We start from the raw sequence: 25,902 nt of genomic DNA, 5'->3' as shown, positions 1-25,902 counted from the left end.
GAACGCAATGCTGCTCGGGGCATGCTGATTCGTAAAGTAAAAAGGCGCCGCAGGTTTCCCAGCGACGCCTTGTCTTTCGATAATTTCCAACTGGGATCAGTTGTCGCCCTTGAGCGCTGCACCCAGAATGTCGCCCAGCGACGCGCCGCTGTCGGAAGAACCGTACTGTTCGACGGCTTCTTTTTCCTCGGCGATTTCGCGCGCCTTGATCGACAGACCCAGACGGCGAGTTTTGGAATCCACATTGGTCACGCGGACGTCAACCTTGTCGCCTACACCGAAACGCTCGGGGCGCTGTTCAGCACGATCACGGGACAGATCGGAACGGCGGATGAAGGATTTCATACCCTCATACTCGACCTCGATGCCGCCATCTTCGATCGCCGTGACTTCGACAGTGATGATGGAGCCACGCTTGACGCCGGACACAGCTTCCTGGAACGGATCATCGCCAAGTGCCTTGATGGACAGCGAGATGCGTTCCTTGTCGGTGTCGATTTCGGTGACCAGAGCTTTGACAACGTCGCCCTTGTGGTAGTCGCCGATCACATCTTCGCCACGGCCTTCCCATGTCAGGTCGGACAGGTGAACCATGCCATCGATATCGTCGTCGAGACCGATGAACAGACCGAACTCGGTGATGTTCTTGACTTCGCCTTCGACGGTCGAACCAACAGGATGCTTTTCTTCGAACAGCTCCCACGGGTTGCGCATGGTCTGCTTCAGACCAAGGCTGACGCGGCGTTTCGCTGTGTCGATTTCCAGAACCATGACTTCGACTTCCTGAGAGGTCGAAACGATCTTGCCGGGATGGACGTTCTTCTTCGTCCAGGACATCTCGGAGACGTGGACCAGACCTTCGACGCCCGGCTCCAGTTCGACGAACGCACCATAGTCGGTGATGTTCGTGACGCGGCCTGTGTGGACCGATTCCAGCGGGAACTTGGCTTCGACCGAATCCCAAGGATCGTCCTGCAGCTGCTTCATGCCGAGGCTGATGCGGTGCGTTTCCTTGTTGATCTTGATGACCTGAACCTTGACGGTTTCGCCGATCGACAGGATCTCGGACGGGTGGTTCACACGGCGCCATGCCATGTCGGTGACGTGCAGCAGGCCGTCAACACCGCCGAGATCGACGAATGCGCCGTATTCGGTGATGTTCTTGACGACACCGTCAACTGCGTCGCCTTCGGACAGCTTGGCGATGACTTCAGCACGCTGTTCGGCACGCGATTCTTCGAGGATCGCACGACGCGATACAACGATGTTGCCACGGCGGCGGTCCATTTTCAGGATCTGGAACGGCTGCTTCAGACCCATCAGCGGGCCGGCGTCGCGCACAGGGCGCACATCGACCTGGGAACCCGGCAGGAACGCCACGGCACCACCCAGATCGACGGTGAAACCGCCTTTGACACGACCGAAGATCGCGCCTTCGACGCGTTGCTCGTCGGCATATGCCTTTTCCAGACGATCCCAGGCTGCCTCACGGCGGGCCATTTCACGGCTGATGACAGCCTCGCCACGCGCGTTTTCGACCTGACGCAGGTAGACTTCCACCTCGTCGCCAACTTCGATTTCAGGGGCTTCGCCGGGATTTGCGAATTCTTTAAGATCAACGCGGCCTTCCATCTTGTAGCCTACGTCGATGATGGCCTGTCCTGCCTCTACGGCGATGACGCGGCCTTTGACAACGGAACCTTCTTCCGGCGTCTCAAGTTCGAAGCTTTCGTTCAGGAGGGCTTCGAATTCCTCCATAGATGTGTTCTGAGCCATCAGGTCTTCAGTTTCCTTCGGTTTCTATATGCTGGCCGGGCGGTTGTCTCCGCCGGTCTTAAACGATTGGTCTGATCGGGCGATATGGGAACAGTGCAACAAACAAACAAGGGCCGGTGGTTATCCCCGACCCTGCTCCAGCGCCTTGCCCACAGCTTCGACCGCCTGTGCGACAGCGGCGTCTATAGCTAAATCTGTCGTGTCAAGCAAGAGTGCATCGTCTGCCGCCTTCATCGGCGCGGCGTCACGAGCCGCATCACGAGCGTCACGTTCTTTCAGGTCAGCCAAAACCTGATCCACAGTCAGTGATGGATCAGCCTGAACCAGTTCCCGATGCCGTCGTTGGGCGCGGCGCTCATCCGATGCTGTCACAAACAACTTTACTTCGGCCTTCGGACAGATCACCGTTCCAATATCACGACCGTCCAGTACTGCACCGCCTTCGCGGCGGGCAAAGGCCTTCTGGAACTGCAAAAGCGCAGCACGAACCTCTGGAACCGCCGCGACCTCGGACGCAGCCTTCCCGACGTCGCCAGTCCGCAGATCGGTGCGCGCAAGATCATCCGCCGCGAGGTTTTCAGCGGCGGCAACCGGGGCCTCTCCATCCATCACCCGACGACCCGTCGCGCGGTAAAGCAAGCCGGTATCCAGATGCGCGAACCCAAAATGCGCGGCCAACGCCTTGGCGATGGTTCCCTTACCTGCCGCCGCAGGTCCGTCTATCGCAACGGTAAAAATCATGCGTTATCCCGCTGGAACTGGGCACCCAGATCCCCCATCAGTGTCTCGAAGATAGGGAAAGACGTGGCAATCGGTCCCACGTCATCTACTTTCACGGGGTTCTTCGCAGCCATCCCGAGGCACAGGAACGACATGGCGATGCGGTGATCCAATCGTGCTTCTGTGGTTGCGCCACCCGGCACGCCACCCGGCCCCATGCCGTGAACGATCAACGTGTCCTCGTCTTCTTCGATCGTGACACCGCAAGCTTCCAGCCCTCGCGCCATTGCGTCGATCCGGTCGCTTTCCTTGACACGCAACTCCTTGACACCGCGCATGACGGTTTTGCCTTCCGCGTTCGCCGCGACCACCGACAGGATCGGGTATTCGTCGATCATACTGGGTGCGCGTTCCGGCGGCACCTCGATGCCTTTCAGTGTCGAGAACCGCACGCGCAGATCCGCGACGGGCTCGCCACCCTCAAGGCGCTCGTTCTCGAATGTCAGGTCGGCACCCATCTCACGCAGCGTTGTAAAAAGGCCAGCACGGGTCGGGTTCAGGCCGATATTTGGCACGAGCACGTCTGACCCTTCAACGATCAACGCCGCGGCCACGGGAAAGGCGGCCGAGCTGGGGTCACGTGGCACAGCAATGGTTTGCGGCTTCAACTCCGGTTGTCCATGCAGGGTAATCACGCGCCCTTCGGAGGTCTCCTCAGCCGACACCTGTGCACCGAACCCGGTCAACATACGTTCGGTATGGTCGCGTGTCGCCTCTTTCTCGATCACAACTGTCTGCCCCGGCGCGTTCAGACCCGCGAACAATACCGCCGACTTAACCTGTGCCGAAGGCATGGGAACCGCGTAGCGCACGGGAACGGGTTCTGCCGCCCCCACGATCGTCATCGGCAGGCGCCCTCCCTGTCGTCCATAGGACTGCGCGCCGAAAAGCGAAATAGGATCGGTGATCCGGCCCATCGGGCGACCGTTCAGCGACGCATCACCCGTGAAAGTCGCCGTGATCGGGCTGGTCGACATGGCACCCATGATCAGCCGGACGCCAGTTCCGGAATTACCACAGTCGATCACGTTCTCAGGCTCCGCAAAGCCACCGACGCCGACGCCTTGGACCGTCCACACGCCATCATCCGAACGCGTGACGGTTGCGCCAAAAGCCCGCATCGCCTTGGCCGTATCCAGAACATCCTGCCCTTCCAGAAGCCCCGTGATCTCGGTCGTGCCCACGGAAAGTGCCCCAAGGATCAGTGACCGATGCGAAATCGATTTGTCGCCCGGCACATGCGCTTCACCTTTCAGCGGGCCAGAGCGTTTGGCGGTCAACGGGCGGGCGGGTCCGTGTGATGACATCGGCGGTTCCTCGAATTTTGGCGCGAGCGTCAAAGCTTGCGGAAAGTCAGATAATGCGGCACCCGCCCTTCGCGGAGCGCCTTTTGCTCATATCGGGTGGAAATCCAATCTCCCCATGGCTCGCGCCAGTCATAGGGGCCTTCAGCCAGCCACTCGAAATCCGGACGCGACATCATCTGCTCAAGTGTCTGGCGAACATAGTCGGGGATGTCGGTCGCCACACGGAAGATCGCGCCCGCCCTGAGCTTGCGCGCCAACGGGTCCAGGAACTCGGGGGTCACGAAACGACGGCGATGATGGCGCTTCTTGGGCCACGGATCGGGGTAAAGCAGGAAGGCACGGGACAGGCTGCCATCTGGCAACACATCCAACAAGTCGCGCACATCACCGGGGTGGACAGCAAGGTTTTCCACGGCTGCCTGTCGGATCTTGCCCAGCAGCATCGCGACGCCATTGATATAGGGTTCGCAGCCGATGATGCCGATGTCGGGGTTGTTCGCGGCCTGGTGAACCATATGCTCGCCACCGCCGAAACCGATTTCCAGCCAAACAGGTTTGTCCGCGAACAACTTGGTCAAGTCCAAAGCGGTTCGGTCGGGGTTCACGTCCCATCCCACGGGTCCGGGCGACAGGGTTATCAGATCTTCGTCGAGATATTCCCGCTGGCTGTCGCGAAGGCCCTTGCCCTTGCGCCTACCATAGAAATTGCGCCACGGGGCGCCAGTGGGGGCTGTCCGTTCAGTCATGCAACGCTGGATGAAAGGACAACCCGAAAAGGTCAAGGGCTGTTTCACCTGCCGGCGTCATGCCGACAGGAAAGTTGCGCTAGACCGCCTTGCGTAGCGCCTCGGTCAGATCGGTACGCTCCCAGCTGAAGCCGCCATCCGCTTCAGGGACGCGTCCGAAATGACCATAAGCGGCGGTGCGTTCAAAAATCGGTCTGTTCAGTCCCAGATGGGTACGAATACCTTTGGGTGTCAGGTCCATAACCTGCGCGACCGCCTGCTCGATCCGTGCCTCGTCCACCTCGCCCGTGCCATGCGTATCGGCATAAATCGACAGCGGTTTAGCCACACCAATCGCATAGCTAAGCTGGATCGTGCAGCGATGCGCCAGTCCGGACGCGACCACGTTCTTCGCCAGATACCGTGCGGCGTAGGCAGCCGAACGGTCCACCTTGGTCGGATCCTTTCCGGAAAACGCACCTCCACCATGCGGTGCCGATCCCCCATAGGTATCCACGATGATCTTGCGGCCGGTCAGTCCGGCGTCGCCGTCCGGACCACCAATCACGAACTTCCCCGTTGGATTGACCCACCATTCCGTCTTGTCGGTGATCCAACCATCGGGCAGTTCTTCGCGCACATAGGGCTCGACAATCGCCCGCACATCGTTTGATTCCAGCGTCTCGTCGAGATGCTGAGTGGACAGAACGATGGAACTGACCTCAACAGGCGCCCCGTTTTCGTAGCGCACGGTCAATTGCGATTTGGCGTCCGGTCCCAAAACCCTCGCCTCGCCGCCCTTGCGGGCCTCGGCAAGCCGTTTCAGAACCGCATGGGCGTAACAGATCGGGGCTGGCATCAGTTCCGGTGTCTCGTTGACAGCATAGCCGAACATGATCCCTTGATCGCCCGCGCCCTCTTCTCGGTTTTCCGTCCCGCCAACACCCTGCCAGATGTGGTTGGACTGTTCGTGCAGGAAGTTGTCGATATTCACCGTGTTCCAGTGGAATTTGTCCTGCTCATAGCCGATGTCGCGAATACAGCTGCGCGTGATGTCTTCGACCCTGGCGGTCGTTTCCTCAAGCAGCTTCGGATCGTTGATCCCGACCTCGCCGCCGATGATCACGCGATTGGTCGTCGCAAAGGTTTCACAGGCAACGCGGGCCTCGGGATCAGCTTCCAGAAAAGCATCGAGAATCGCATCGGAGATCCGGTCGCAAACTTTGTCGGGATGACCTTCCGACACCGACTCGGACGTAAAGGCGTAGTTCTTACGCGCCATAACAGGGGGTGCTCCATTGAATGTTTTGCTGCCACGCCAGGAAGCCGTTGTGACAGCCCATCGACACGAGCTACCTGCAATGGGGATAAAGATCAATGACCAAAGCGTTCGCGGGTTAGCGCCAGGCCCGACAGACACAGCAGCATCAAGCCCCAAACAGGCCAATCCCCCACCCGAGCATAGAACGTGGGGCCGGAGGACGCAGGCAGTCCAGCCTCCAGTGCACCCGTTTCATTCAGATCCAGACGCGCAACGATACGCCCTTGCGGATCAATCAGGGCGGAAATCCCCGTATTCGCCGCGCGTATAAGGGGTAATCCCTGCTCGATCGCACGCATCCGTGCCTGCTGAAGATGTTGTTGCGGACCCGCGAAATTTCCGAACCAAGCGTCATTGGTCAGTTGCACGAGCCAATCCGCGCGGCCTTCATCTGATCTCGCGTAGCGCGGAAAAATCGTCTCGTAGCAGATCATCGGGACATAGCTGCCCAAGCCCATCTTTGATGCATCGCGCAGCCGTGGCCCCACTCCGGCGGAGAAACCTCCAAGCACATTCGTCGCAAGCCCTTCCAACCCCAGACGCCGGGCGAGTTCACCACCTGGAAAGTATTCGCCAAACGGTACGAGGTGTTGCTTGTCATAGATATGCACCGGTTCACCGTCGTGATCGAGCATCACCAAGCTGTTCAACAGCCGATCGTTCCCATCAAGCCTCTGCGCACCGAGGATCACCGCCGCCCCCCCAGCGGCTTGGCCGATCTGAGAGAGCCCGCCCTCGTCGCGCTCCAACAGATATGGCAAAGATACTTCGGGCCATATCACCAGATCCACCGGCCCGTCACCCTCGGTCAGCTCCAGTTTGCGCAGCCAGAACCGCTGGACGTTCTCCGGCAGCCATTTCTCGTTCTGAGGTTCATTGGGCTGCACGATGCGAACCGTCTTCCCGCTGGGATTGGTTTGCATCGTCCTTTCGAGAACTGAGGTCCAACCATAGGCCGCAAAAAGCAGTGCCATCGCGAAGCCCGCCGCCACGAGCCGCCACATGTGCCGCGTGCCAATCAATGAAAGGGACAAGGCAGACACAACAGCCAGCGTCGCGAAGGTCAGCCCAAATGGACCGATCCACGCCACGAGCAGCCGGAGCGAGGTTTCAGTCCAGACATATGCTGGCAGCGCCCAGGGAAACCCTGTTAGAACGAAAGAGCGCGCGGTTTCAGCTGCCGCAAGGCAAACTGCTGGCGAAAGCGCGAGGCGTAAGGCACTGCCCGAAGATCCCGCCAGCCAGCGTGCTGTCGCAAACGCACCTGCCCAGAACAGCGCAAGACCACCGGACATGAATACCAAGGCGAAGGGCGCCATCCAGCCGTGGCGAGCGACATCGACGAGGAAGGGCTCGATAATCCAATGCAGCGCGACACCGAAGTAACCGCAGCCAGTCGCCCACCCCAACCATGCAGCCGACCTAAGGTCGTCAGCCCGCGCAAGCAACGCGACAGCACAAGCCAGCGCAATGACGGTCGCGAGGGGGACGGAGAAGGGCGCGTGCCCCAACGCTGCGACCGCACCCGAAAACGCGCCCGCCAGCATACGCCTACGGACAGATTTCAACGCGTCTCCAAGCCTCACGGTCGCGTCAGTTGGCATTCGTGCTGTCGGTGGCCAGCCTGACCCGAAGACGCTTGATACGGCGTGGGTCTGCGTCAATCACCTCGAACTCGGTGCCGTTGTCATGTCGCACAACCTCGCCGCGCGTTGGAACATGGCCCGACAGCAGGAAAACGAGTCCGCCAAGCGTGTCGATATCCTCCTCCACGTCCAGCCCGTCAAAGGAGACGCCGAATTCCTTTTCGAAGTCTTCAACCGGCGTCTTGGCCAGCGCGATACAGCTATTGGTCCCTTCACGCGTCCAGAGAACATCCTCATCCACGTCGTGTTCGTCTTCGATTTCACCCACGACCTGCTCAATCAGATCCTCGATCGTAACAAGCCCATCGGTGCCACCGTATTCATCAATCACCAGCGCCATATGCATGCGCTGCGACTGCATCTTCTGCATGAGCACGGCCAGCGTCATCGAAGGAGGGGCATAAAGGAGCGGGCGCAGAAGTGACCGAAGATCGAATTCCTTCCCGCCACCGTTGAAGCCATATTTCAACGCCACATCCTTCAGGTGGACCATACCCAGCGGCATATCCAGTGTGCCCTCATAGACAGGCAGACGCGTGAACCCGTTTTCGCGGAACTCCGCCACCAGTTCTTCCAGCGTCGTCTCGACCGGCACGGCAACGATATCGCCCTTTGGCACGGCAACATCTTCCACACGCATTTTTCTGAGATTACCCAGACCCGGTACAGCAAAAACACGTGTATCAGTCGCGTCTTGCTGTTCGCCCTCGTCGGAATCGCTATCGGGTTTTCCGCCGGACCAATTAAACAGCCGTTCCATGAATCCGGTTTGTCTTTCTTCTTCGTTAGCCAGCGCGCTATGCGCTGCACTAGACGACCCTTCGGCGTCGTTCATTGTCCTCATTCCATAGTCACGACTTCTTGCGTCGCCCCGTCAATATGGGTCGGGGATGCCCAATTTTGCAAGTATTGCAATCTCAATACTTTCCATAAGGTGAGCATCCGCGTCATTTTCGTGATCATACCCCAGAAGATGCAACACGCCATGCACAAGAAGATGACAAATGTGATCTCTTGCAGGCAATCCACCTGCAGCCGCTTCACGCAGACAGGTGTCGAGGGATATGGCGATGTCGCCCAACTCGCAAGGCTCGCCCGGGAAATCGGTTTCGGGCGGCAGAGGATCGCCTCCGACTTCGTCTGCCCCGCGCTCGGCGGATGGCCAGGACAAGACATTCGTTGCCTTGTCCTTTTCACGAAAGCCCGCGTTCAGTTCCCGGATACGTTCATCATTGCAACCCAGAACACTTACGGAAAATTCCTCGGTATTCAGGTTCAGATAACCAAGAACCGCCCGGGCAGCCATCTCCGCCAGACCCGCAAGGTCATAATCCCGCCACGCAGCATATTCGATTTCGACGTCAGTCAGCTTGCCCATCTGCGGCGTCATAGGCCTCGATGATCCTCGCGACAAGGGGGTGCCTTACGACATCGGCCGCCGTGAAATAAGAAAACGAGATGCCTTTGATCTGTTTCAGCAGACTTTCGGCGTCACGCAAGCCGCTCTTGACGCCGCGCGGCAAGTCGACCTGGCTGCGGTCGCCCGTGATCACCATGCGTGATCCCTCGCCCAAACGGGTCAGGAACATCTTCATCTGCATGGTAGTGGCGTTCTGGGCCTCATCCAGCACGACAAACGCGTTCGAAAGCGTCCGACCACGCATGAAGGCAAGCGGTGCGATCTCGATCTTCTTCTCTTCCATGAGCTTGGCAACCTGCTTGCCCGGAAGGAAATCGTTCAGCGCATCGTAAAGCGGCTGCATGTACGGGTCGACCTTGTCCTTCATATCCCCGGGCAGGAAGCCAAGCCGCTCTCCAGCTTCAACTGCAGGTCGGCTGAGAATGATCTTCTCGACATTGCCATTTATGAACATGGACACACCCGCCGCCACAGCCAGGTAAGTTTTCCCCGTGCCAGCAGGGCCAATGCCAAAAGACAACTCGTTCTTGAACAGCGCCTCCACATAGGCCTTTTGGGCGTCGGTGCGCGGCTCAACCGTTTTCTTCCGGGTCCGAATCTCGTATTCGCCACGCTTGAACATCTCAAGCTGATCGCCAACGCCATCCTGCGCGGCAGCAGCGCTTTGCAGCCGAAGCGCGCCGTCAATGTCGCCCGGTGTCACGGCGCGGCCCGCTTCAAGACGTGTGTACAGGGCCTGAAGAACCTCGGCGCCCTTCGTCTGCGCCTCAGGCTCTCCCACAAGTGCCAGGTTGTTGCCACGGCGCAGGATCTGCAGTCCGAGCGCATTTTCCACCTGAGCGAGATTGCGGTCGAATTCTCCGCAAAGATCTATCAGCAGCCGGTTGTCGGGAAACTCAAGAAAAACTTCGGACGGAGCGTCCGTCGTGGGCGGCGGGGTCAACGCACTTATGGCCAAATAACTCTCCTTGGTTCGAGCCGTGATTCAACTGTGCAAACTCACGCGGCCCAAAGCAAGCAGGGAAAACGAAATGTTACATGATCGCCAGAATGGGGATCACGCCACGAGCGTTCCTGCAAGGGAATTGGGAGCGCTTTCGGTGATCTTGACGCGCAGGATCTGGCCGACGTTATCGGCGGGCGCTTGCAGGTGAACTGCGTGCAGATGGTCCGACTTGCCCACCATCTGACCATCGAGCCGCCCTTTGCGTTCGATCATCACACCGACCTCACGTCCAACCATCGCGTCCTGAGCGGCGTGTTGTTGCTGCGTCAGCAACTCCTGCAGCCGATGAAGCCGCTCTGACGCCACATCAGGGTCTATCTGCGGCTTTTCTGCCGCTGGCGTCCCCGGACGGGTCGAGTATTTGAACGAATAGGCCTGTCCATAACCGACTTCGCGCACCAGCGACATCGTGTCCTCGAAATCCTGATCCGTTTCTCCGGGAAAGCCCACGATGAAGTCACCCGACAGCAGCAGGTCCGGCCGTGCTGCACGAATGCGCTCGACCAGACGGATATAGCTCTCGGCGGTATGCTTGCGGTTCATGGCCTTAAGAATGCGATCGGACCCGGACTGCACAGGCAGGTGCAGGTAAGGCATCAGCTTCTCGCAATCGCCATGTGCAGCGATCAGATCCTCTTCCATGTCGTTGGGGTGCGAGGTCGTAAAACGGATGCGCTTCAGATCGTCGATCTTCGCCAGTTCTCGGATCAGTCGCGCCAAACCCCAATCACCGTCTGAAGACGCACCGTGATAGGCATTCACGTTCTGGCCCAGCAAAGTGATTTCACGCACACCGCGATCGACCAAATCACGCGCCTCGGTCAACACCCGGTCCGCAGGGCGGCTGACCTCTGCGCCGCGAGTATAGGGCACCACGCAGAACGCACAGAACTTGTCGCACCCTTCCTGAACGGTCAGAAACGCGGCTGGGGCCCGTTTCGCTTTCGGGCGAGCCTTGAGGTGCTCGAACTTGTCCTCTTCCGGAAAATCGGTGTCCAGTGCCTTCTGCCCTGCACCTGCTTTCGCCTCCATGTCCGGCAAACGGTGGTAGCTTTGCGGACCGACAACCAGATCGACCATCGGCTGACGGCGCATGATTTCTTCGCCTTCGGCCTGAGCAACACAACCCGCGACACCGATCTTCAGATCCGGCTTGGCCGCTTTCAACCCCTTGAAACGCCCCAGTTCGGAATAGACCTTTTCGGCGGCCTTTTCGCGAATGTGGCAGGTGTTCAGAAGAATCATGTCCGCATCATCAGCCGTGTCGGTCGTGACATAGCCGGACCCGCCCAGAGCCTCCGCCATGCGTTCGCTGTCATAGACGTTCATCTGACAGCCATAGGTCTTGATGAAAAGTTTCTTCGCCTCGGACATGGCGCGGCCTTCGGGTTGGATAAACGGAAAATCAGCGCGCTTCTACATGAGCAGCGCACAAGCCGCAATGATAGTTCAGTGATCGCCTACTTCCGCTTCAACCGAATAACGACGTCTACCTTGGAAATCTCGGTTCCCTCGGGTGCGTCGGGCAGTTGCCGGATTTTCAGCTGAGACGCAGGCGCATCTGTCAGATGTCCTTCATCTTCCCAGAAGAAATGCGGGTGGTCGTCCATTCGCGTATCAAAATAGGACCGCGTGCCTTCGACCGTTACTTCCTGCATCAATCCCGCATCACAGAATGCGCGGAGTGTGTTGTAGACTGTCGCAAGGGATACCTTTTCTCCCTCATCCGCGGCCGCCGAATATAGACTTTCGGCCGTGACATGGCGATCCTTGCCGTCCCCGATCAGCAGTGACGCCAGCAACACACGCTGCTTTGTCGGGCGCAATCCACCCTTTGCCAGCCAGTCGGTTCCAAGTTCTTCGGCAGAAACAGCCATTCGCTCACTTCATATTCGCTTGCCTCAGAATATATAAAGGCGCGAGAGGGCAAGTTTCAAACGGTTTCCCGCTTTGCCTGACGACATGCCGCGCCTGCTATGCTTGCCACGCAGCGAAGCTCGGTGCTAATGGGGGCGGGATTTGAAAGATAACGAAGCGAAGGGCGGGTCTAAATGACCGAATTTCCGACATCATTCGACAAAGAAGGGCTGCTGAAATGCGCCCGAGGGGAACTTTTCGGCCCCGGCAACGCCCAGCTTCCTGAACCGCCCATGCTGATGATGGACCGGATCACCGACGTCAGTGCCGATGGTGGCGAATTCGGAAAAGGCCATGTTATCGCCGAGTTCGACATCAAACCGGATCTGTGGTTTTTCGAGTGCCACTTCCCCGGAAACCCGATCATGCCTGGTTGTCTGGGCCTCGACGGACTATGGCAGCTGACGGGATTCAATCTGGGATGGCGTGGCATGAAGGGGCGCGGGATGGCCTTGGGTGTCGGTGAGGTCAAGCTGACCGGCATGGTCAAACCCGACCGCAAAATGATCACCTATTACGTGGACTTCACGCGTGTCATCGACCGCCGGCTCAAGATGGGTGTTGCCAATGGTCGCGTAGAGGCTGACGGTGAAACCATCTATCAGGTCAAGGATATGAAGGTCGGTCTGGCAACAGACGACTGATACCACGCGTTACGACTAAGGGAGAGCGTCTATGCGCCGCGTCGTCATCACCGGGTTGGGGATTGTATCCCCTATCGGCAACAATGCAAGCGAAGTCACCGAAAGCCTGAAGAACGGCACATCGGGCATCTCATTCGCCGAGGAATACGCAGAAAACGGTTTCCGTTGTCAGGTTCACGGCATTCCGAAAATCGATCTTGCCGAACATATCGACAAGCGTCAGCTACGTTTCATGGGGCCCGGTGCGGCCTATAACTTCATCGCGATGGAACAAGCCATCGCGGACTCGGGGCTGGAAGAAAGCGACGTGTCCAATGAACGCTCCGGCCTGATCATGGGCTCGGGCGGACCGAGCACGTCGAACTTCTTCACCGCCCACCAGATCGTGAAAGGGAAAGGCGCGCCGAAGCGCATGGGCCCATTCATGGTCACGCGTTGCATGTCATCCACCAACTCCGCATGTCTGGCCACGCCGTTCAAGATCAAAGGGATCAACTACTCGATCACTTCGGCTTGTTCGACGTCCGCTCATTGTATCGGCAATGGCGTTGAGCAGATACAGATGAACAAGCAAGACATCGTCTTCGCTGGCGGTGGCGAAGAAGTGGACTGGACCCTGTCCTGCCTGTTCGACGCGATGGGCGCAATGTCGTCGAAATACAACGACACGCCGACGACAGCCTCGCGTCCTTACGACTCGACCCGCGATGGCTTTGTCATCGGCGGGGGTGGTGGCGTTGTCGTTCTTGAAGAACTGGAACACGCCAAGGCGCGTGGCGCAAAGATTTACGCGGAAGTGACCGGTTACGGCGCAACATCCGATGGCTACGACATGGTTGCCCCGTCCGGCGAAGGCGGCGAGCGGTCGATGAAGCTGGCAATCAAGGATCTTGGCGACCGGCAGGTGAACTACATCAACTCGCATGGCACGTCCACGCCAGCAGGCGACGTAACCGAGGTCGAGGCCATTCGAAACGTCTTTGGCGAGGACCATCCGCCAATCTCGTCGACCAAATCGCTGACTGGCCATTCGTTGGGTGCTACCGGCGTGCATGAAGCGATTTACAGCCTTCTGATGATGCAAAATAGCTTCATTGCCGCATCAGCCAACGTGACAGAGCTTGACCCTGCGCTACGTGCGGATGAAATCGTGACAGAGCGGAGGGACAATGCCGAGCTCGATACCGTGCTGTCCAACAGCTTCGGTTTCGGCGGCACGAACGCGACCCTCGTCATGAGCAAGTACAACGGATAAGAAGAACATGGCTGATTTGTTGACCGGCAAGCGTGGACTCGTCATGGGGGTTGCCAATGAGCGATCCATTGCTTGGGGGATAGCAAAGGCCATGGCCGCCGAGGGCGCAGAACTGGCTTTCACCTATCAGGGCGAAACTTTCGGCAAGCGGGTTCAACCGCTTGTGGAATCAATTGGGTCCGATTTTCTGATCGACGTCGATGTCATGAATGACGAACAACTCGACGCTGCTTTCCAGCACATCAAGGAGCGGTGGGGAAAGTTCGACTTTCTGGTCCACGCCATCGCGTTCTCCGACAAATCGGAACTGTCGGGTCGGTTCGTCAACACCAGTCGCGAAAACTTCCGCAACTCTCTGTGCATCTCGTGTTATTCGCTGATCGATCTGTCGCGCCGGGCGCGCCCGCTTATGAATGAAGGTGGCACGATCCTGACCTTGACCTATCAGGGATCAAACAAGGTCACTCCCTACTACAACGTTATGGGTGTTGCTAAAGCAGCGCTGGAATCGGCCGTGCGGTATCTGGCCAATGACCTTGGTCCGGAGGGCATCCGAGTGAACGCCATTTCCCCTGGCCCAATGAAAACCTTGGCGGGGGCGGCTATCGGTGGTGCGCGCAAGACCTATCGCGCGACCGAATTGAACGCGCCGCTGCGGTCCAATGCGACACTCGAAGCGGTGGGTGGAACGGCGGTGTATCTGGCATCCGACTACGGCGCGTCAACGACCGGCGAGATCGTCCACGTCGATGGCGGCTACCATGTGCTTGGTATGGCCCAGCCGGAAAACTTGTAACCTTAGTTCAACAGTTTTTGCGTCTTCTCCCTGCAGCCAATCCATGCCACCTTCCCCGTGGAGGTGGCCGATGCCGATAAAGACCATCATTTTCGACGCTTATGGCACGCTGTTCGACGTGGATTCCGCGGCAAGAAACATTGCGGCTGAACCGAATTCGCCTCTGTCGCCGGACATCTGGCCCGCCCTGTCGCGAGATTGGCGCGACAGGCAATTGCAATACAGTTGGCTTCGGTCTCTCACAGCGGAACACTCCGATTTCTGGCAATTGACCCAAGACGCGCTGGACTGGGCGTTGGATCATCAAGGGCTGTCAGGGCAATCCGGGCTTCGGTCACAGCTATTGGCGCTTTACCGCGGCCTTAGCGCCTATCCCGACGTGCAAGACACACTCGCGCGCCTGAAGTCACAGGGATACGAGACGGCAATCCTTTCGAACGGTTCGCCCGAAATGCTGGCCGATGCTGTGCATGGCGCAGGATTGTTCAGCCTCTTGGATGACGTTTTGTCTGCTGAGTCCGTTGGCATCTTCAAACCCTCATCTAAAGTCTATGACATTCCTGTCTCGCTTTTCGGTCGACAGGCCAACGAGATATTGTTCGTGTCTTCAAATGGTTGGGACATCGCGGGCGCAGCATCTTACGGGTTTCATACAGTCTGGATCAACCGCGCCGGGCTGCCGATCGAGCGACTGCCCGGACGACCCGACGCTGTTGTGACATCACTATCCGCGTTGCCAGATATCCTGAAATTCTCTGACCCGACGCCCGCTCGCTACTTTACTACACACGATGGGCTGCGGCTGGCCTATCGCGACAGCGGCGGAGATGGCCCTGCCCTGCTCTGCCTGCCCGGACTAACCCGAAACATGGATGACTTCCGGTCCGTGGCATCCCGTTTCGCGGACGAAGCACGTATCGTACGACTGGATCCGCGCGGACGAGGCATTTCGGACCACGCACCCGACTACCACAGCTATTCCATAGAAGACGAAACCCGCGACGCACTGGAGTTACTCGATCACCTGAGGATACCGGAAGTCGCTATCCTCGGAACGTCACGCGGCGGACTGATCGCGCTGCATATCGCCAAGCTCGCACCGGATCGCCTGACAGGTGTTTGTTTCAACGATATCGGGCCCGAAATCGAAACCAAGGGGCTGGCCGAAATCGCTGCCTATATCGGACGTGACCCCGGTCTAAAAAACCATGAAGAAGCCGCAGCCGCGCTGCCCACGATGATGGCGCCCGCATTCAAGAATGTGTCGGAAGAGGATTGGAGAGCCTTCTCACATAGTCTTTGGCAGCAAGGACCGGACGGGCTGACCATTCGCTACGACAGGCGACTGTCGGACGCCTTCGCCGATCAGGCTCGCGCCATTCCACAGGCGTCAACGGCATGGGACGCGTTCGACGCGTTGGCGGGTAAGCCTGTGGCTGTTCTTCGCGGTGAAAACTCCATCATTCTCTCGGAAGACACATTGGCGGAAATGCGGCGCAGACGGCCAGATTTACATGTTGCGGAGATCCCTGATCGCGGGCATGTGCCATTTCTGAATGAACCGCAATCACAAGAACTGTTGCGGGATTTTATCGAAAGACTGACATGACACCAGAACTGATCTCTGGCGCGGCCGAGCGCCTATCGGGACATATCCGCGTCACACCGCTGCTGAATTCGCCCGTAATCGACCGCATCGCACAGCGACGGGTATTCGTGAAGGCGGAATGTCTTCAGCATACGGGATCGTTCAAATACCGCGGCGCGAAGGCCGCAATCACGCGATTGCAGGGCTCTGGCTGGACCGGAGGCATTCTCGCCTATTCGTCGGGCAATCACGCGCAAGGTGTCGCTCGTGCGGCGCGGGAAGCCGGTATGACAGCAGTTATCGTCATGCCTTCGGATGCGCCACAGGTTAAGGTCGCGGCAACGAAGGCATATGGCGCGGAGGTCGTGCTGTATGACCGTGTCGCGCAAAGCCGCGAAGAAATCGGCCTGCAACTCGCCAAGGAACGGGGTCTGCATCTCGTCAAGCCCTATGACGACCCGGATGTGATAAGCGGCCAGGCGACGGTCGGGCTGGAAATTGCACAGCAGGCCTCCGACCTGGGGATCGAAAATGCTGAGGTCACCGTATGTTGTGGCGGAGGTGGGCTGACATCTGGCGTGGCACTCGCGCTGGCCGAAAAGCAGCCCGACTTCATTGTCAGAACAGTGGAACCTGTGGGCTTCGATGATGTTGCCCGTTCACTGGCCGCAGGCCATATCCAGAAAAACGAGAGAGCCAGCGGCAGCATTTGCGACGCCATTCTGACCCCTGCCCCCGGTGAACTGACCTTCCCGATCATCGCGGAGCACTGCGGCAAGGGACTGGTGGTTTCCGACGACGATGCGCTGCATGCTATGTCACTCGCCGCGCAACATCTGAAAATCACGCTGGAACCAGGCGGCGCTGTGGCGCTGGCCGCCGCGCTGTTCAAAACCGACAGCTTTGCCGCCGACACGGTGATTGCTGTGGCAAGTGGCGGCAATGTTGAGAAGGATGTGTTTCTCAGGGCGCTTGACACGCATTAGTGGTCTTCTGCGCTTCGACGTTCAGAAACTATTTTCAGACGACGACGAAACCGTGCGTACAGTTTCCAACCGGCAGAGTGGCAAGAAGTACGAGACGCACACTAAAGCCGGTCATTGGGGTCAGGCTCTACCGGACCCGCACGTCAAGGTGTTGACTGATCCAGGAACTCGCGCGTCAGCACCGCGATATCGTTTGTGTTCTCAGTATGGGAGGGCAAGCCTGCCTGCGACATATCCGGCAAATGGTGCGCGATCCCCTTGTGACAGTCTATGCAGGTACGTTCACCAGTGAAAAGAAAGCGCTGATGGGCGTCGGCTGCACGGTTGCTTTGCCGCGTGATATCCATCGATTCCGCCGAATGGCAGTTGCGACATTCAAGCGAGTCGTTCGCCTTTAACCGCGCCCATTCATGCTGAGCCAACTCGATCCGCTTCTCCAGAAACTTTTCCCGCGTGTTGATGGTGCCGAAGATCTTGCCCCAGACTTCTTTCGACGCCTGCATCTTCCGCGCGATCTTGTGCGTCCATTCATGTGGCACATGGCAATCCGGGCATGTGGCACGAACCCCGGAACGGTTGGTATAGTGGATCGTGGGCTTGAGTTCCTGAAACACGTTGTCACGCATTTCATGACAGCTGGTGCAGAAGGTCTCGGTATTGGTCAACTCAAGGGCGGTATTGAAGGCACCCCAGAAAATGACCCCCATAATGAACCCGCCGAGCGTCAAAAAGCCAAGGCTCAGATGCACGGCAGGGCGGCTCACAATGTGCCATATGCGCTTGAGCAGCCGCCACATCAGTTATTTCCTTCCTGCTGCTGAACATACTCCAGCACCGTATCGACATCGACGAAGCCGTTCTCGACCAGCGGCCGAGCATCATGCTGGACGACATGGCATTGTGTGCAGAAGTATCGCCGCGGCGTAACGGTCGCGAGAAACTGCCCCTCGCGGTTCATGAAATGCGTAATCGAAACCATCGGAGCCTGAGATATTTCGACGGCCGTACGGCTATGGCAGGTCAAGCATTTGTTGGCGTTGATGTCGATCTGGTAATTGTCGATCTGGTGCGGAATGACAGGCGGCTGCTCGGGGTAATTGCGCACCTGGCGTACATCTGAATTGACGACCTCGGGGATTTGCGCGGCCTGCGCATCCTGATCGAGCGGCACCCCATTGCGTAGGGTGGCGATACCGTCTTGGGCAAAGCTCTGGCTGGCGGTCAGCAGAACCGCACCGGCAATGAATGACTTCAAAGGGGACATGGCGCACCTCACACCGCTTCGATCCGGACGGCACACTTCTTGAAGTCCGTCTGCTTGGAAATCGGGTCGGTGGCGTCCAGCGTCACCTTGTTGATCAACTGCCGCGCATCGAACCATGGCACGAAGATCAGCCCGCGTGGAGGCTTGTTCCGCCCGCGCGTCTCAACCCGCGTTCGCATCTCGCCGCGCCGGGATATGATCGTCACCTCCGTCCCTCGCCTGACGCCCAATTCGACCGCATCGTCCGGATGCATGTAGCAAAGCGCGTCCGGAACGGCGCGATACAGTTCGGGCACCCTTTGGGTCATCGACCCGGAATGCCAGTGCTCGAGCACGCGCCCCGTGGCCAGCCAAAAGGGGAAGTCGTCGTCCGGACTCTCGGCGGGCGGTTCATAAGGTTGCGCGAAGATGTTCGCGCGGCCGTCCGCATTGCCGTAGAATTCGAATTTCTTTCCCTCGGTTACATAAGGGTCGTAGTCACCGTTGAACCGCCAAAGCGTTTCTTCGCCATCGACAACCGGCCAGCGCAGGCCGCGCACCTCGTGGTAGCGCTCGTAAGGAGCCAAATCGTGCCCGTGGCCGCGCCCAAAGCTGGCGTATTCCTCGAACAGCCCCTTCTGGACATAGAAGCCGAAGCTTTCTGCATCGTCATTGTCGTAGTCGGGATTGACTTCATCCATGCCAAACGCATCTACCTGCCCATTGGCATACAGCACATCGTATAGTGTCTTCCCTTTGTAGTCGGGGTTTGCGTCAAGCAACTCTGCAGGCCAGACTTCATCCGTAGTGAAGCGCTTGGAAAACTCAATCAATTGCCACAAATCGGACCGTGCGCCTTCCGGTGGCTTCACTAGCTGGTGCCAGACCTGTGTTCGGCGTTCGGCGTTACCATAAGCGCCTTCCTTCTCGACCCACATGGCTGCTGGAAGGATCAAGTCAGCAGCTTCACAAGTGACTGTCGGGTAGGCATCGGACACAACGATGAAGTTGTCCGGATTGCGATACCCCGGCAAACCTTCGTTCATAAGGTTCGCCGCTGCCTGCATATTGTTGTTCACCTGCACCCAGTAGCAATTGATCTTGCCGTCTTTCAGATCGCGGTTCTGTTGCACGGCATGCGCGCCAACCCAATCCGGCACGGTGCCTTCCGGCAGTTTCCATAGCTCTTCGGCATGGGCGCGGTGTTCGGGATTGGTCACCACCATGTCGGCGGGCAGACGGTGGGCGAAAGTCCCAACCTCACGCGCGGTGCCGCAAGCCGAGGGCTGGCCCGTCAAGGAAAAGGGCGAATTGCCCGGTTCGGAAATCTTCCCGGTCAGCAGATGGATGTTGTAGACCATGTTGTTGACCCAGGTTCCGCGGGTGTGCTGGTTGAACCCCATGGTCCAGAGCGACATCACCTTGGTATCCGGATCTGCATAGAGCTTCGCGAGTTCTTCGAGCCGGCTCTCCTCGACGCCGGACATCTCTGCCGTTTTTTCGAGCGTATATTCGGACACGAACTCGGCGAATTCCTCGAATGTTATAGGATCGGAATCGTTGGCGTCGTCGGCATGTTCGGCCGCCTGCTGCAACGGGTGCTCGGGACGCAGCCCATATCCGATGTTGGTGCGACCGCGCTTGAAATTGACGTGCTCGTTGACGAAAGCCTCGTTAACTGCGCCATTCTGTATGATGTAGTTCGCGATATAGTTCAGGATCACCAGATCGGTCTGCGGCTCAAAGATGATCGGAATGTCCGCCAGATCGAAGCTGCGATGGGTGAATGTGGACATCACCGCGACTTTCACGTGCGGATGGCTAAAGCGACGATCGGAGATACGTGTCCACAGGATCGGGTGCATCTCCGCCATGTTGGAGCCCCACAGCACGAAGGCATCCGCATTCTCGAAATCGTCGTAGCAGCCCATCGGTTCATCGATCCCGAAAGTGCGCATGAAGCCCGTCACCGCCGAAGCCATGCAGTGCCGCGCATTCGGGTCAATGTTGTTCGACCGGAAGCCCGCCTTCATCAACTTGGATGCGGCATAGCCCTCGTGGATGGTCCACTGGCCGGACCCGAACATGCCGATGGCTTGTGGCCCTTTCGCGGCCAACGTCGTCTTCCACTTCTGAGCCATTATGTCGAAGGCTTCATCCCAGCTGACGGGCATGAAGTCGCCGTCCTTGTGATACTCACCATCACGCATTCGCAGAAGTGGCGTGGCCAGACGATCGCCTCCATACATGATCTTCGACAGGAAATAGCCCTTCACGCAGTTCAGACCGCGATTCACCGGGGACTCGGCATCGCCATGCGTGGCGACAACACGGCCTGCCTTGGTCGCCACCATCACCGAACATCCTGTCCCGCAAAACCGGCAGGGCGCTTTGGACCACTTGAGGTCCGTCACCGCCGAGTCGGTGACAAGGTTCTGGGCCGAAGCGGGCACCGGTAGCCCCGCGGCAGCGGCAGCGGCAGCCACGGCTTGCGCCTTGATGACGTCTCTTCGGGTGACACCAGTCATAGGGCAGCTCCTTGATTGTCTGGGGGGTCGTCCATCTGATGAAAGACGAGTGCAGCGCTTGCGACACCGTCCAGAAGTTGGATGCGGGTCATCGCATCGGCAACTTCACCCTCGCTGGAGGTTTCAAGCGTAATGACGATCTTACCGGATCGGTCTTGCAGCGCAATTTCGGCAGACGGTATGCGGCAGATTGCATTTATGACCATGTCAATCCGATCCGGCCGACAACGGACAAGCAAACTGGAAATGTGTACCGGGGCTGAGGTGCTGGCGGCAGCTGGCATATTCCGGCCCCTACCCTGTCGGAGGGCCGGGCGGGCCATAGATCATCTGGTAAAGCCAGACGATAAAGCCGTATCCACCAACGATCGCGACAGCCAATACAGGTGCAAGAATGACAGCAAGCAGGATGAAAACCCTGCGTTCCTCGTTCGCGCTGACAGGTTTGGCATCCATGGCTGGTTCCTGAGAACGATCACGTTATTGTTTAACCCTAGGGATTGTTTAACCTTAGGGCAACATATCTCGGTTTCAAACAGTCTATTTCTCTGAAACGCTAAGGTGACCGACCCGTGGCTAGGTTCAGCAGCCAACCAACGGTTGGCCCCAACCGTGCACGAATCTTTCGGGAGATGCGCTGTAAAATGCCCTGATGTAATCGAATCATGCTCCGTCGTGAGAGTGGTGATCTTCGATGACTTTGGCCCTCAGCTCCTCTGTGGTCTCGCAAATTGTTGTTTTTTTTGTAGAGTTTGTTAGCCTGCTCGGGGAAGTGGTGCGCAAATCGCAAAAAATCCCGCGCTTCGACTATCGGAACAAGCCAAATCTGTGAGGCGGAATGTTCAAGAAAATCATGGTCCCCGTCGATCTGGGCCATTTAGGTCAACTGGAGAAATCGCTGGATGTCGCTGCCGATCTAGCTGGGCGGTATGACGCTCCGGTTATCTATGTTGCGGTTATCTCGGCGCTCCCCAGCCAACAAGCACGTACACCGACCGAGTTCGAGGCCAAGCTTAACGATTTCGCGAAAAGCCAATCAGAAAAGCACGGACATACTGCATCAGCAAAAACTTACGTCAGTCATGACCCCGCTGTGGATCTGAACGACCAACTGCTGGAGGCCATCGATGAAAACGCCGCTGATCTGGTGGTTATGGCATCACATATACCCAAACTCTCCGATCATTTGTGGCCGTCTCACGGGGGGCGGGTTGCGACACGCGCCCACGTTTCAGTCTTGATCGTTAGATAGTGTGCAGAAGGAGTTTCCATGAACACGACCGAAGAAGAAGTCGAGCCGCCAATTCCCGAACCCGAAGGCCCGACCGAGGTCATCGAAACGGACTACGAGATCGGCCAAGATAACATCGAAACATCCGTTGGCCCCATCGGCTTGGACATCCACAATCCGGTTTTCGCCATTTCAGGCGTCACGATCATCGGGTTCGTGGTACTGACGCTGGCCTTCCAGAACAGTGTTGGGCCCATGTTCGATACGCTGCGCGACACGCTAACAGCGAAGTTGGATTGGTTTTTCCTCGCCACCGCAAATGTTTTTGTCCTCCTGTGCCTTGCGCTGATCGTCCTTCCTTACGGGAGAATCCGTATCGGCGGGCCGGATGCCACACCCGACTACAGCTATACCGGATGGTTCGCCATGTTGTTCGCCGCCGGGATGGGCATCGGGCTTATGTTCTACGGCGTATCGGAACCCATCTCGCACTATAGTACCGCCTTTGGTGGACCCGTTGTCGAAAACGGTGTGAGAACGGATTGGGCACCGCTTCAGGGTGCCGCAGGGGATGAAATCGCCGCTGAAAAACTTGGCATGGCCGCGACGATTTTCCATTGGGGGCTGCACCCGTGGGCGATCTACGCCGTCGTGGCGCTGGCCCTGGCAATTTTCAGCTACAACAAAGGACTGCCTCTGACGGTCCGGTCGATCTTCTACCCGATCTTCGGCGACAAGGTCTGGGGCTGGACAGGCCATGTGATCGACATCCTCGCTGTATTCGCCACCCTGTTCGGTCTTGCGACATCACTTGGCTTTGGCGCGGAGCAGGCCAATGCAGGTCTGAACTTCCTGTTCGGTATTCCCAACAACGGTGAATCGAAAGTCATATTGATCCTCGCGATCACGGGCGTTGCGCTGATCTCGGTGCTGGCGGGGCTGGATGCAGGCGTCAAACGCCTGTCGGAGATCAACATGACGCTTGCCGTTCTGTTGCTGTTCTTCGTGATTATAGTTGGGCCGACTTTGGCCATTCTGGGCGGCTTTTTCAGCAATCTGTGGAGCTATGCCAAGGACCTGCCAGCCCTGTCGAACCCGTTCGGGCGCGATGACGACAACTTCCGCCAAGGCTGGACGGCCTTCTACTGGGCGTGGTGGATCAGTTGGTCGCCTTTCGTGGGTATGTTCATCGCCCGTGTCAGCCGTGGCCGTACGGTGCGAGAGTTTCTCATCTGCGTGCTGCTGATCCCGTCGCTGGTATCGGTCTTGTGGATGACCGCTTTCGGCGGAACCGCGATCCACCAGATCGTTAACGATGGATACACGGCGGTACAGGAAGCGTCCCTGGAACTGAAACTGTTCTACATGCTCGCAGAACTGCCGCTGACACAGATAACATCCTTCATCGGCATTCTGCTTGTAATCGTGTTCTTCGTCACCTCGTCGGACTCCGGCTCGCTGGTGATCGACACCATAACCGCAGGCGGCAAGGTGAATGCGCCGGTTCCTCAACGCGTGTTCTGGGCGATCTTCGAGGGGCTGGTCGCGATCGCATTGCTGCTCGGCGGTGGGCTGGGCGCACTACAGGCAATGGCAGTCTCGACCGGCTTTCCCTTCGCGATCCTGCTGCTGCTCGCCTGCTGGGCCATCGTCAAAGGCCTGGCCGCAGAACCGCGCGACTAGACCACTGCTTGCTCCGGCCCCAGCAGGGGCCGGGGATTTCAGTACTTTTCCGGCACGTATAGTTCGGGCGGCAGCGTTTTCCGTTCATAGTTCGGATTGAACACTCGATCCGGCAGGGTCACTTCGTCGTGTGGCACCTCGTCGTAAGGGATAAGCGACAAAAGGTGATCGATGCAGTTCAATCGCGCACGTTTCTTGTCGTTGGCTTCGACGATGTACCACGGCGCTTCCGGGATGTTCGTCCGAGCGAAGGTTTCCTCCTTCGCCTTGGTGTAGTCTTCCCAGCGGATACGCGATTGCAAATCCATCGGGCTGAGCTTCCACTGTTTCAAAGGGTCGTGGATGCGCATAAGGAAGCGCATCTGCTGTTCCTCGTCGGTGATCGAGAACCAGTACTTCACCAGTCGAATACCCGAGCGGACCAGCATGCGTTCGAATTCCGGCACGTCGTGGAAAAATTCTTCCACCTGATCATCGCTGGCGAAACCCATGACACGTTCCACGCCAGAGCGGTTGTACCAGCTGCGATCAAGCAGGACGATCTCGCCCCCGGCGGGCAAATGCGGCACGTAGCGCTGGAAATACCATTGGCTTTTTTCACGGTCCGAGGGTGCAGGCAACGCCACAACGCGGCACATACGTGGGTCAAGACGTTGAGTGATGCGTTTGATTACACCGCCTTTCCCTGCTGAATCGCGACCCTCGAAAATCACGACAACCTTCTCGTTGTTATGCTTGACCCAGTCCTGAAGCTTTATCAGTTCCGCCTGCAAAGCCAGAAGTGCGCGATAATAGTCCGCCCGTGGAATGGTTGGCGGATGGGACTTGCGGTAGATATCACGAATCTTCAGGTGAAGCTCATGTTCACCCAGATCCTGCTCGATCTCCTCATCAAGCGTATCGTCCAGTTCGGCTTTCAGCCAATCACGAGCACCCTGCTCGCCATCCAATCCATCCATCGTCCTACCTCGTCTTCAACCGCCATTCGGCATGGCACCACTATAGCGCGTTGATTGCACTTATGTGACGCTGGCTAGCTGCTACTGCACCAATCCAGAAACCCGTCCGGTGCACGTGACAGCAGCATCTTCGCAAGTTCTTCACCAATTCGTGCGCCATCTTCGATCGGGCCACTAAGGTGATCGGCGATGGCTTCGCTCCCGTCCGGCCGCAGGATTTCTCCTCGCAGCATCAACGTGCCTCCGTTCAGGTCCGCGAGACCGGCGATAGGGGTTTCGCAGGATCCGTCCAGCGCAGCCAGATACGCCCGCTCCGCCGCCAAACGCTGTCCTGTTTGATCATCGTGGATCGCGGCCAGAAACTCAGCGACAACGGTGTCGTCCACGCGGCGCTCAACACCGATCGCGCCCTGCGCCACGGCAGGAAGCATCTCATCGGTGTCGATTGCGCTGGCAGCCAGATCAGCGCGACCAAGCCGATTCAACCCTGCCACCGCCAGAAACGTCGCAACCGCTATACCGTCCTGGAGTTTCTTCAAACGGGTCTGAACATTGCCACGAAATTCCACGAGGTTCAGATCAGGTCGCCGATATGCCAACTGCGCGCGGCGGCGCAAGCTGGATGATCCGACTGTCACACCATGCGGTAGATCTGAAATGCCCTTGTATTCAAGCGAAATAAAGGCGTCACGCACGTCTTCGCGTGGCAGGTAGCAGTCAAGCAGCAGTCCTTCGGGTTGCTGGACCGGCATATCCTTCATCGAATGAACCGCAATGTCGATCTCGCCAGCGGTCAGTGCCTCTTCGATTTCCTTGGTGAACAGTCCCTTGCCACCGATTTCCTTCAACGCCCGGTCCAGCACGCGGTCACCCGTTGTCTTGATGACAACGATTTCGAACGCCTCGGACGGCAGGTCGAATGCAGCGGCGATCCGATCCCGTGTCTCTTCGGCCTGCGCAACAGCCAGCGGAGAGCCCCGTGTGCCGATTTTCAGCGGTGACGTAGGTGTTGGCATACTGCGTCGCATGGTGTTCCTGCTCCGTTTGCGGTAGTTGACAAGCCGCCCGCGAGGGGGTGAGGACGCCCCCGC

The 25,902-nt window shown here is 58.2% G+C and carries 25 protein-coding genes and 1 riboswitch; of the genes, 7 read left to right on the top strand and 18 right to left on the bottom strand.

Annotated features, from left to right (window positions below):
• Positions 1 to 96 precede the first annotated feature (96 nt).
• From rpsA to irr, 11 genes are all read right to left on the bottom strand, one after another.
• Positions 97 to 1,776 (bottom strand): 30S ribosomal protein S1, encoded by a 1,680-nt coding sequence (rpsA, locus tag FPZ52_RS02865; protein ID WP_146363518.1) that lies wholly within the window; start codon positions 1,774 to 1,776, stop codon positions 97 to 99.
• Positions 1,777 to 1,896: 120 nt separating this feature from the next.
• The gene (locus FPZ52_RS02860) at positions 1,897 to 2,517 is read right to left on the bottom strand and encodes a (d)CMP kinase (RefSeq protein WP_146363516.1); all 621 of its coding nucleotides are present in this window, start codon (positions 2,515 to 2,517) and stop codon (positions 1,897 to 1,899) included.
• Positions 2,514 to 3,863, bottom strand: a complete 1,350-nt coding sequence (aroA, locus tag FPZ52_RS02855) for a 3-phosphoshikimate 1-carboxyvinyltransferase (protein WP_146363514.1) — start codon at positions 3,861 to 3,863, stop codon at positions 2,514 to 2,516. The genes FPZ52_RS02860 and aroA overlap by 4 nt, the downstream gene beginning before the upstream one ends.
• A gap of 29 nt (positions 3,864 to 3,892) precedes the next feature.
• Positions 3,893 to 4,609, bottom strand: coding sequence for a tRNA (guanosine(46)-N7)-methyltransferase TrmB (trmB, locus tag FPZ52_RS02850; protein ID WP_146363512.1), 717 nt, complete (start codon positions 4,607 to 4,609; stop codon positions 3,893 to 3,895).
• Between the two features lie 79 nt (positions 4,610 to 4,688).
• Entirely contained in the window at positions 4,689 to 5,870 is a 1,182-nt protein-coding gene (gene metK / locus FPZ52_RS02845) for a methionine adenosyltransferase (protein ID WP_146363510.1), read from the bottom strand.
• A gap of 9 nt (positions 5,871 to 5,879) precedes the next feature.
• Positions 5,880 to 5,929, bottom strand: a riboswitch (SAM-SAH riboswitch).
• A gap of 33 nt (positions 5,930 to 5,962) precedes the next feature.
• Positions 5,963 to 7,477, bottom strand: a complete 1,515-nt coding sequence (gene lnt / locus FPZ52_RS02840) for an apolipoprotein N-acyltransferase (RefSeq protein WP_240804393.1) — start codon at positions 7,475 to 7,477, stop codon at positions 5,963 to 5,965.
• Between the two features lie 25 nt (positions 7,478 to 7,502).
• The gene (locus tag FPZ52_RS02835; RefSeq protein ID WP_146363505.1) at positions 7,503 to 8,390 is read right to left on the bottom strand and encodes a hemolysin family protein; all 888 of its coding nucleotides are present in this window, start codon (positions 8,388 to 8,390) and stop codon (positions 7,503 to 7,505) included.
• A 39-nt stretch (positions 8,391 to 8,429) separates the two neighbouring features.
• Entirely contained in the window at positions 8,430 to 8,933 is a 504-nt protein-coding gene (gene ybeY, locus FPZ52_RS02830) for an rRNA maturation RNase YbeY (protein ID WP_146363503.1), read from the bottom strand.
• Positions 8,917 to 9,933, bottom strand: coding sequence for a PhoH family protein (locus FPZ52_RS02825; RefSeq protein ID WP_146363501.1), 1,017 nt, complete (start codon positions 9,931 to 9,933; stop codon positions 8,917 to 8,919). Before FPZ52_RS02825 ends, ybeY begins: the two co-directional genes overlap by 17 nt.
• A 99-nt stretch (positions 9,934 to 10,032) precedes the next feature.
• Positions 10,033 to 11,355, bottom strand: coding sequence for a tRNA (N6-isopentenyl adenosine(37)-C2)-methylthiotransferase MiaB (gene miaB / locus FPZ52_RS02820; protein WP_146363499.1), 1,323 nt, complete (start codon positions 11,353 to 11,355; stop codon positions 10,033 to 10,035).
• Between the two features lie 86 nt (positions 11,356 to 11,441).
• On the bottom strand, positions 11,442 to 11,858 hold the full coding sequence (gene irr / locus FPZ52_RS02815) for a Fur family transcriptional regulator Irr (RefSeq protein WP_146363497.1): 417 nt from the start codon (positions 11,856 to 11,858) through the stop codon (positions 11,442 to 11,444).
• Positions 11,859 to 12,032: 174 nt separating this feature from the next.
• Between irr and fabA the strand changes: the two genes are divergently transcribed.
• The 5 genes from fabA (at position 12,033) to FPZ52_RS02790 (ending at position 17,167) form a co-directional block, all read left to right on the top strand.
• The gene (gene fabA / locus FPZ52_RS02810) at positions 12,033 to 12,542 is read left to right on the top strand and encodes a bifunctional 3-hydroxydecanoyl-ACP dehydratase/trans-2-decenoyl-ACP isomerase (RefSeq protein WP_146363495.1); all 510 of its coding nucleotides are present in this window, start codon (positions 12,033 to 12,035) and stop codon (positions 12,540 to 12,542) included.
• Positions 12,543 to 12,573: 31 nt separating this feature from the next.
• On the top strand, positions 12,574 to 13,797 hold the full coding sequence (fabB, locus tag FPZ52_RS02805; protein WP_146363493.1) for a beta-ketoacyl-ACP synthase I: 1,224 nt from the start codon (positions 12,574 to 12,576) through the stop codon (positions 13,795 to 13,797).
• 7 nt (positions 13,798 to 13,804) lie between these two features.
• Complete coding sequence (locus FPZ52_RS02800; RefSeq protein ID WP_146363491.1) at positions 13,805 to 14,593, top strand: enoyl-ACP reductase FabI; 789 nt, start codon at positions 13,805 to 13,807, stop codon at positions 14,591 to 14,593.
• A gap of 70 nt (positions 14,594 to 14,663) precedes the next feature.
• On the top strand, positions 14,664 to 16,202 hold the full coding sequence (locus FPZ52_RS19485; RefSeq protein WP_338052815.1) for a haloacid dehalogenase type II: 1,539 nt from the start codon (positions 14,664 to 14,666) through the stop codon (positions 16,200 to 16,202).
• Positions 16,199 to 17,167 (top strand): threonine ammonia-lyase, encoded by a 969-nt coding sequence (locus FPZ52_RS02790; RefSeq protein ID WP_146363489.1) that lies wholly within the window; start codon positions 16,199 to 16,201, stop codon positions 17,165 to 17,167. The genes FPZ52_RS19485 and FPZ52_RS02790 overlap by 4 nt, the downstream gene beginning before the upstream one ends.
• Before the next feature lie 143 nt (positions 17,168 to 17,310).
• On the opposite strand, the gene FPZ52_RS02785 is transcribed toward FPZ52_RS02790, so the two are convergent.
• From FPZ52_RS02785 to napE, 5 genes are read right to left on the bottom strand one after another with little or no spacing between them, the layout of a single operon-like run.
• Positions 17,311 to 17,964 (bottom strand): cytochrome c3 family protein, encoded by a 654-nt coding sequence (locus FPZ52_RS02785; RefSeq protein ID WP_146363486.1) that lies wholly within the window; start codon positions 17,962 to 17,964, stop codon positions 17,311 to 17,313.
• Positions 17,964 to 18,431: a nitrate reductase cytochrome c-type subunit gene (locus FPZ52_RS02780; RefSeq protein ID WP_146363484.1), complete on the bottom strand. Its 468-nt coding sequence runs from the start codon at positions 18,429 to 18,431 to the stop codon at positions 17,964 to 17,966. Before FPZ52_RS02780 ends, FPZ52_RS02785 begins: the two co-directional genes overlap by 1 nt.
• An 8-nt stretch (positions 18,432 to 18,439) precedes the next feature.
• Positions 18,440 to 20,938, bottom strand: a complete 2,499-nt coding sequence (napA, locus tag FPZ52_RS02775; protein ID WP_146363482.1) for a periplasmic nitrate reductase subunit alpha — start codon at positions 20,936 to 20,938, stop codon at positions 18,440 to 18,442.
• Positions 20,935 to 21,222 carry a chaperone NapD gene (locus FPZ52_RS02770; protein ID WP_146363480.1) on the bottom strand — a complete coding sequence of 96 codons (288 nt, stop codon included), beginning with the start codon at positions 21,220 to 21,222 and terminating at the stop codon, positions 20,935 to 20,937. Before FPZ52_RS02770 ends, napA begins: the two co-directional genes overlap by 4 nt.
• Positions 21,223 to 21,232: 10 nt before the next feature.
• Positions 21,233 to 21,394, bottom strand: coding sequence for a periplasmic nitrate reductase, NapE protein (gene napE / locus FPZ52_RS02765; protein WP_146363478.1), 162 nt, complete (start codon positions 21,392 to 21,394; stop codon positions 21,233 to 21,235).
• Between the two features lie 382 nt (positions 21,395 to 21,776).
• On the opposite strand from napE, the gene FPZ52_RS02760 reads away from it, so the two are divergent.
• Together FPZ52_RS02760 and FPZ52_RS02755 are read left to right on the top strand one after the other, a co-directional pair.
• A complete protein-coding gene (locus tag FPZ52_RS02760) occupies positions 21,777 to 22,190 on the top strand; it encodes a universal stress protein (protein ID WP_146363476.1) in 414 nt (137 codons plus the stop codon).
• An 18-nt stretch (positions 22,191 to 22,208) separates the two neighbouring features.
• Positions 22,209 to 23,852, top strand: coding sequence for a BCCT family transporter (locus tag FPZ52_RS02755; RefSeq protein WP_146363474.1), 1,644 nt, complete (start codon positions 22,209 to 22,211; stop codon positions 23,850 to 23,852).
• Between the two features lie 38 nt (positions 23,853 to 23,890).
• Here FPZ52_RS02755 and ppk2 read toward each other — a convergent pair whose 3' ends face one another.
• Together ppk2 and hemC are read right to left on the bottom strand one after the other, a co-directional pair.
• Positions 23,891 to 24,811, bottom strand: a complete 921-nt coding sequence (gene ppk2 / locus FPZ52_RS02750) for a polyphosphate kinase 2 (protein ID WP_146363472.1) — start codon at positions 24,809 to 24,811, stop codon at positions 23,891 to 23,893.
• Positions 24,812 to 24,885: 74 nt separating this feature from the next.
• Positions 24,886 to 25,839, bottom strand: a complete 954-nt coding sequence (gene hemC / locus FPZ52_RS02745; protein WP_146363470.1) for a hydroxymethylbilane synthase — start codon at positions 25,837 to 25,839, stop codon at positions 24,886 to 24,888.
• Positions 25,840 to 25,902 lie beyond the last annotated feature (63 nt).

Source organism: Qingshengfaniella alkalisoli, assembly GCF_007855645.1.
Lineage (GTDB): Bacteria > Pseudomonadota > Alphaproteobacteria > Rhodobacterales > Rhodobacteraceae > Qingshengfaniella > Qingshengfaniella alkalisoli.
The sequence above is the reverse complement of the archived record's forward strand: the minus strand, read 5'-3'. Positions and strand labels throughout refer to the sequence as shown.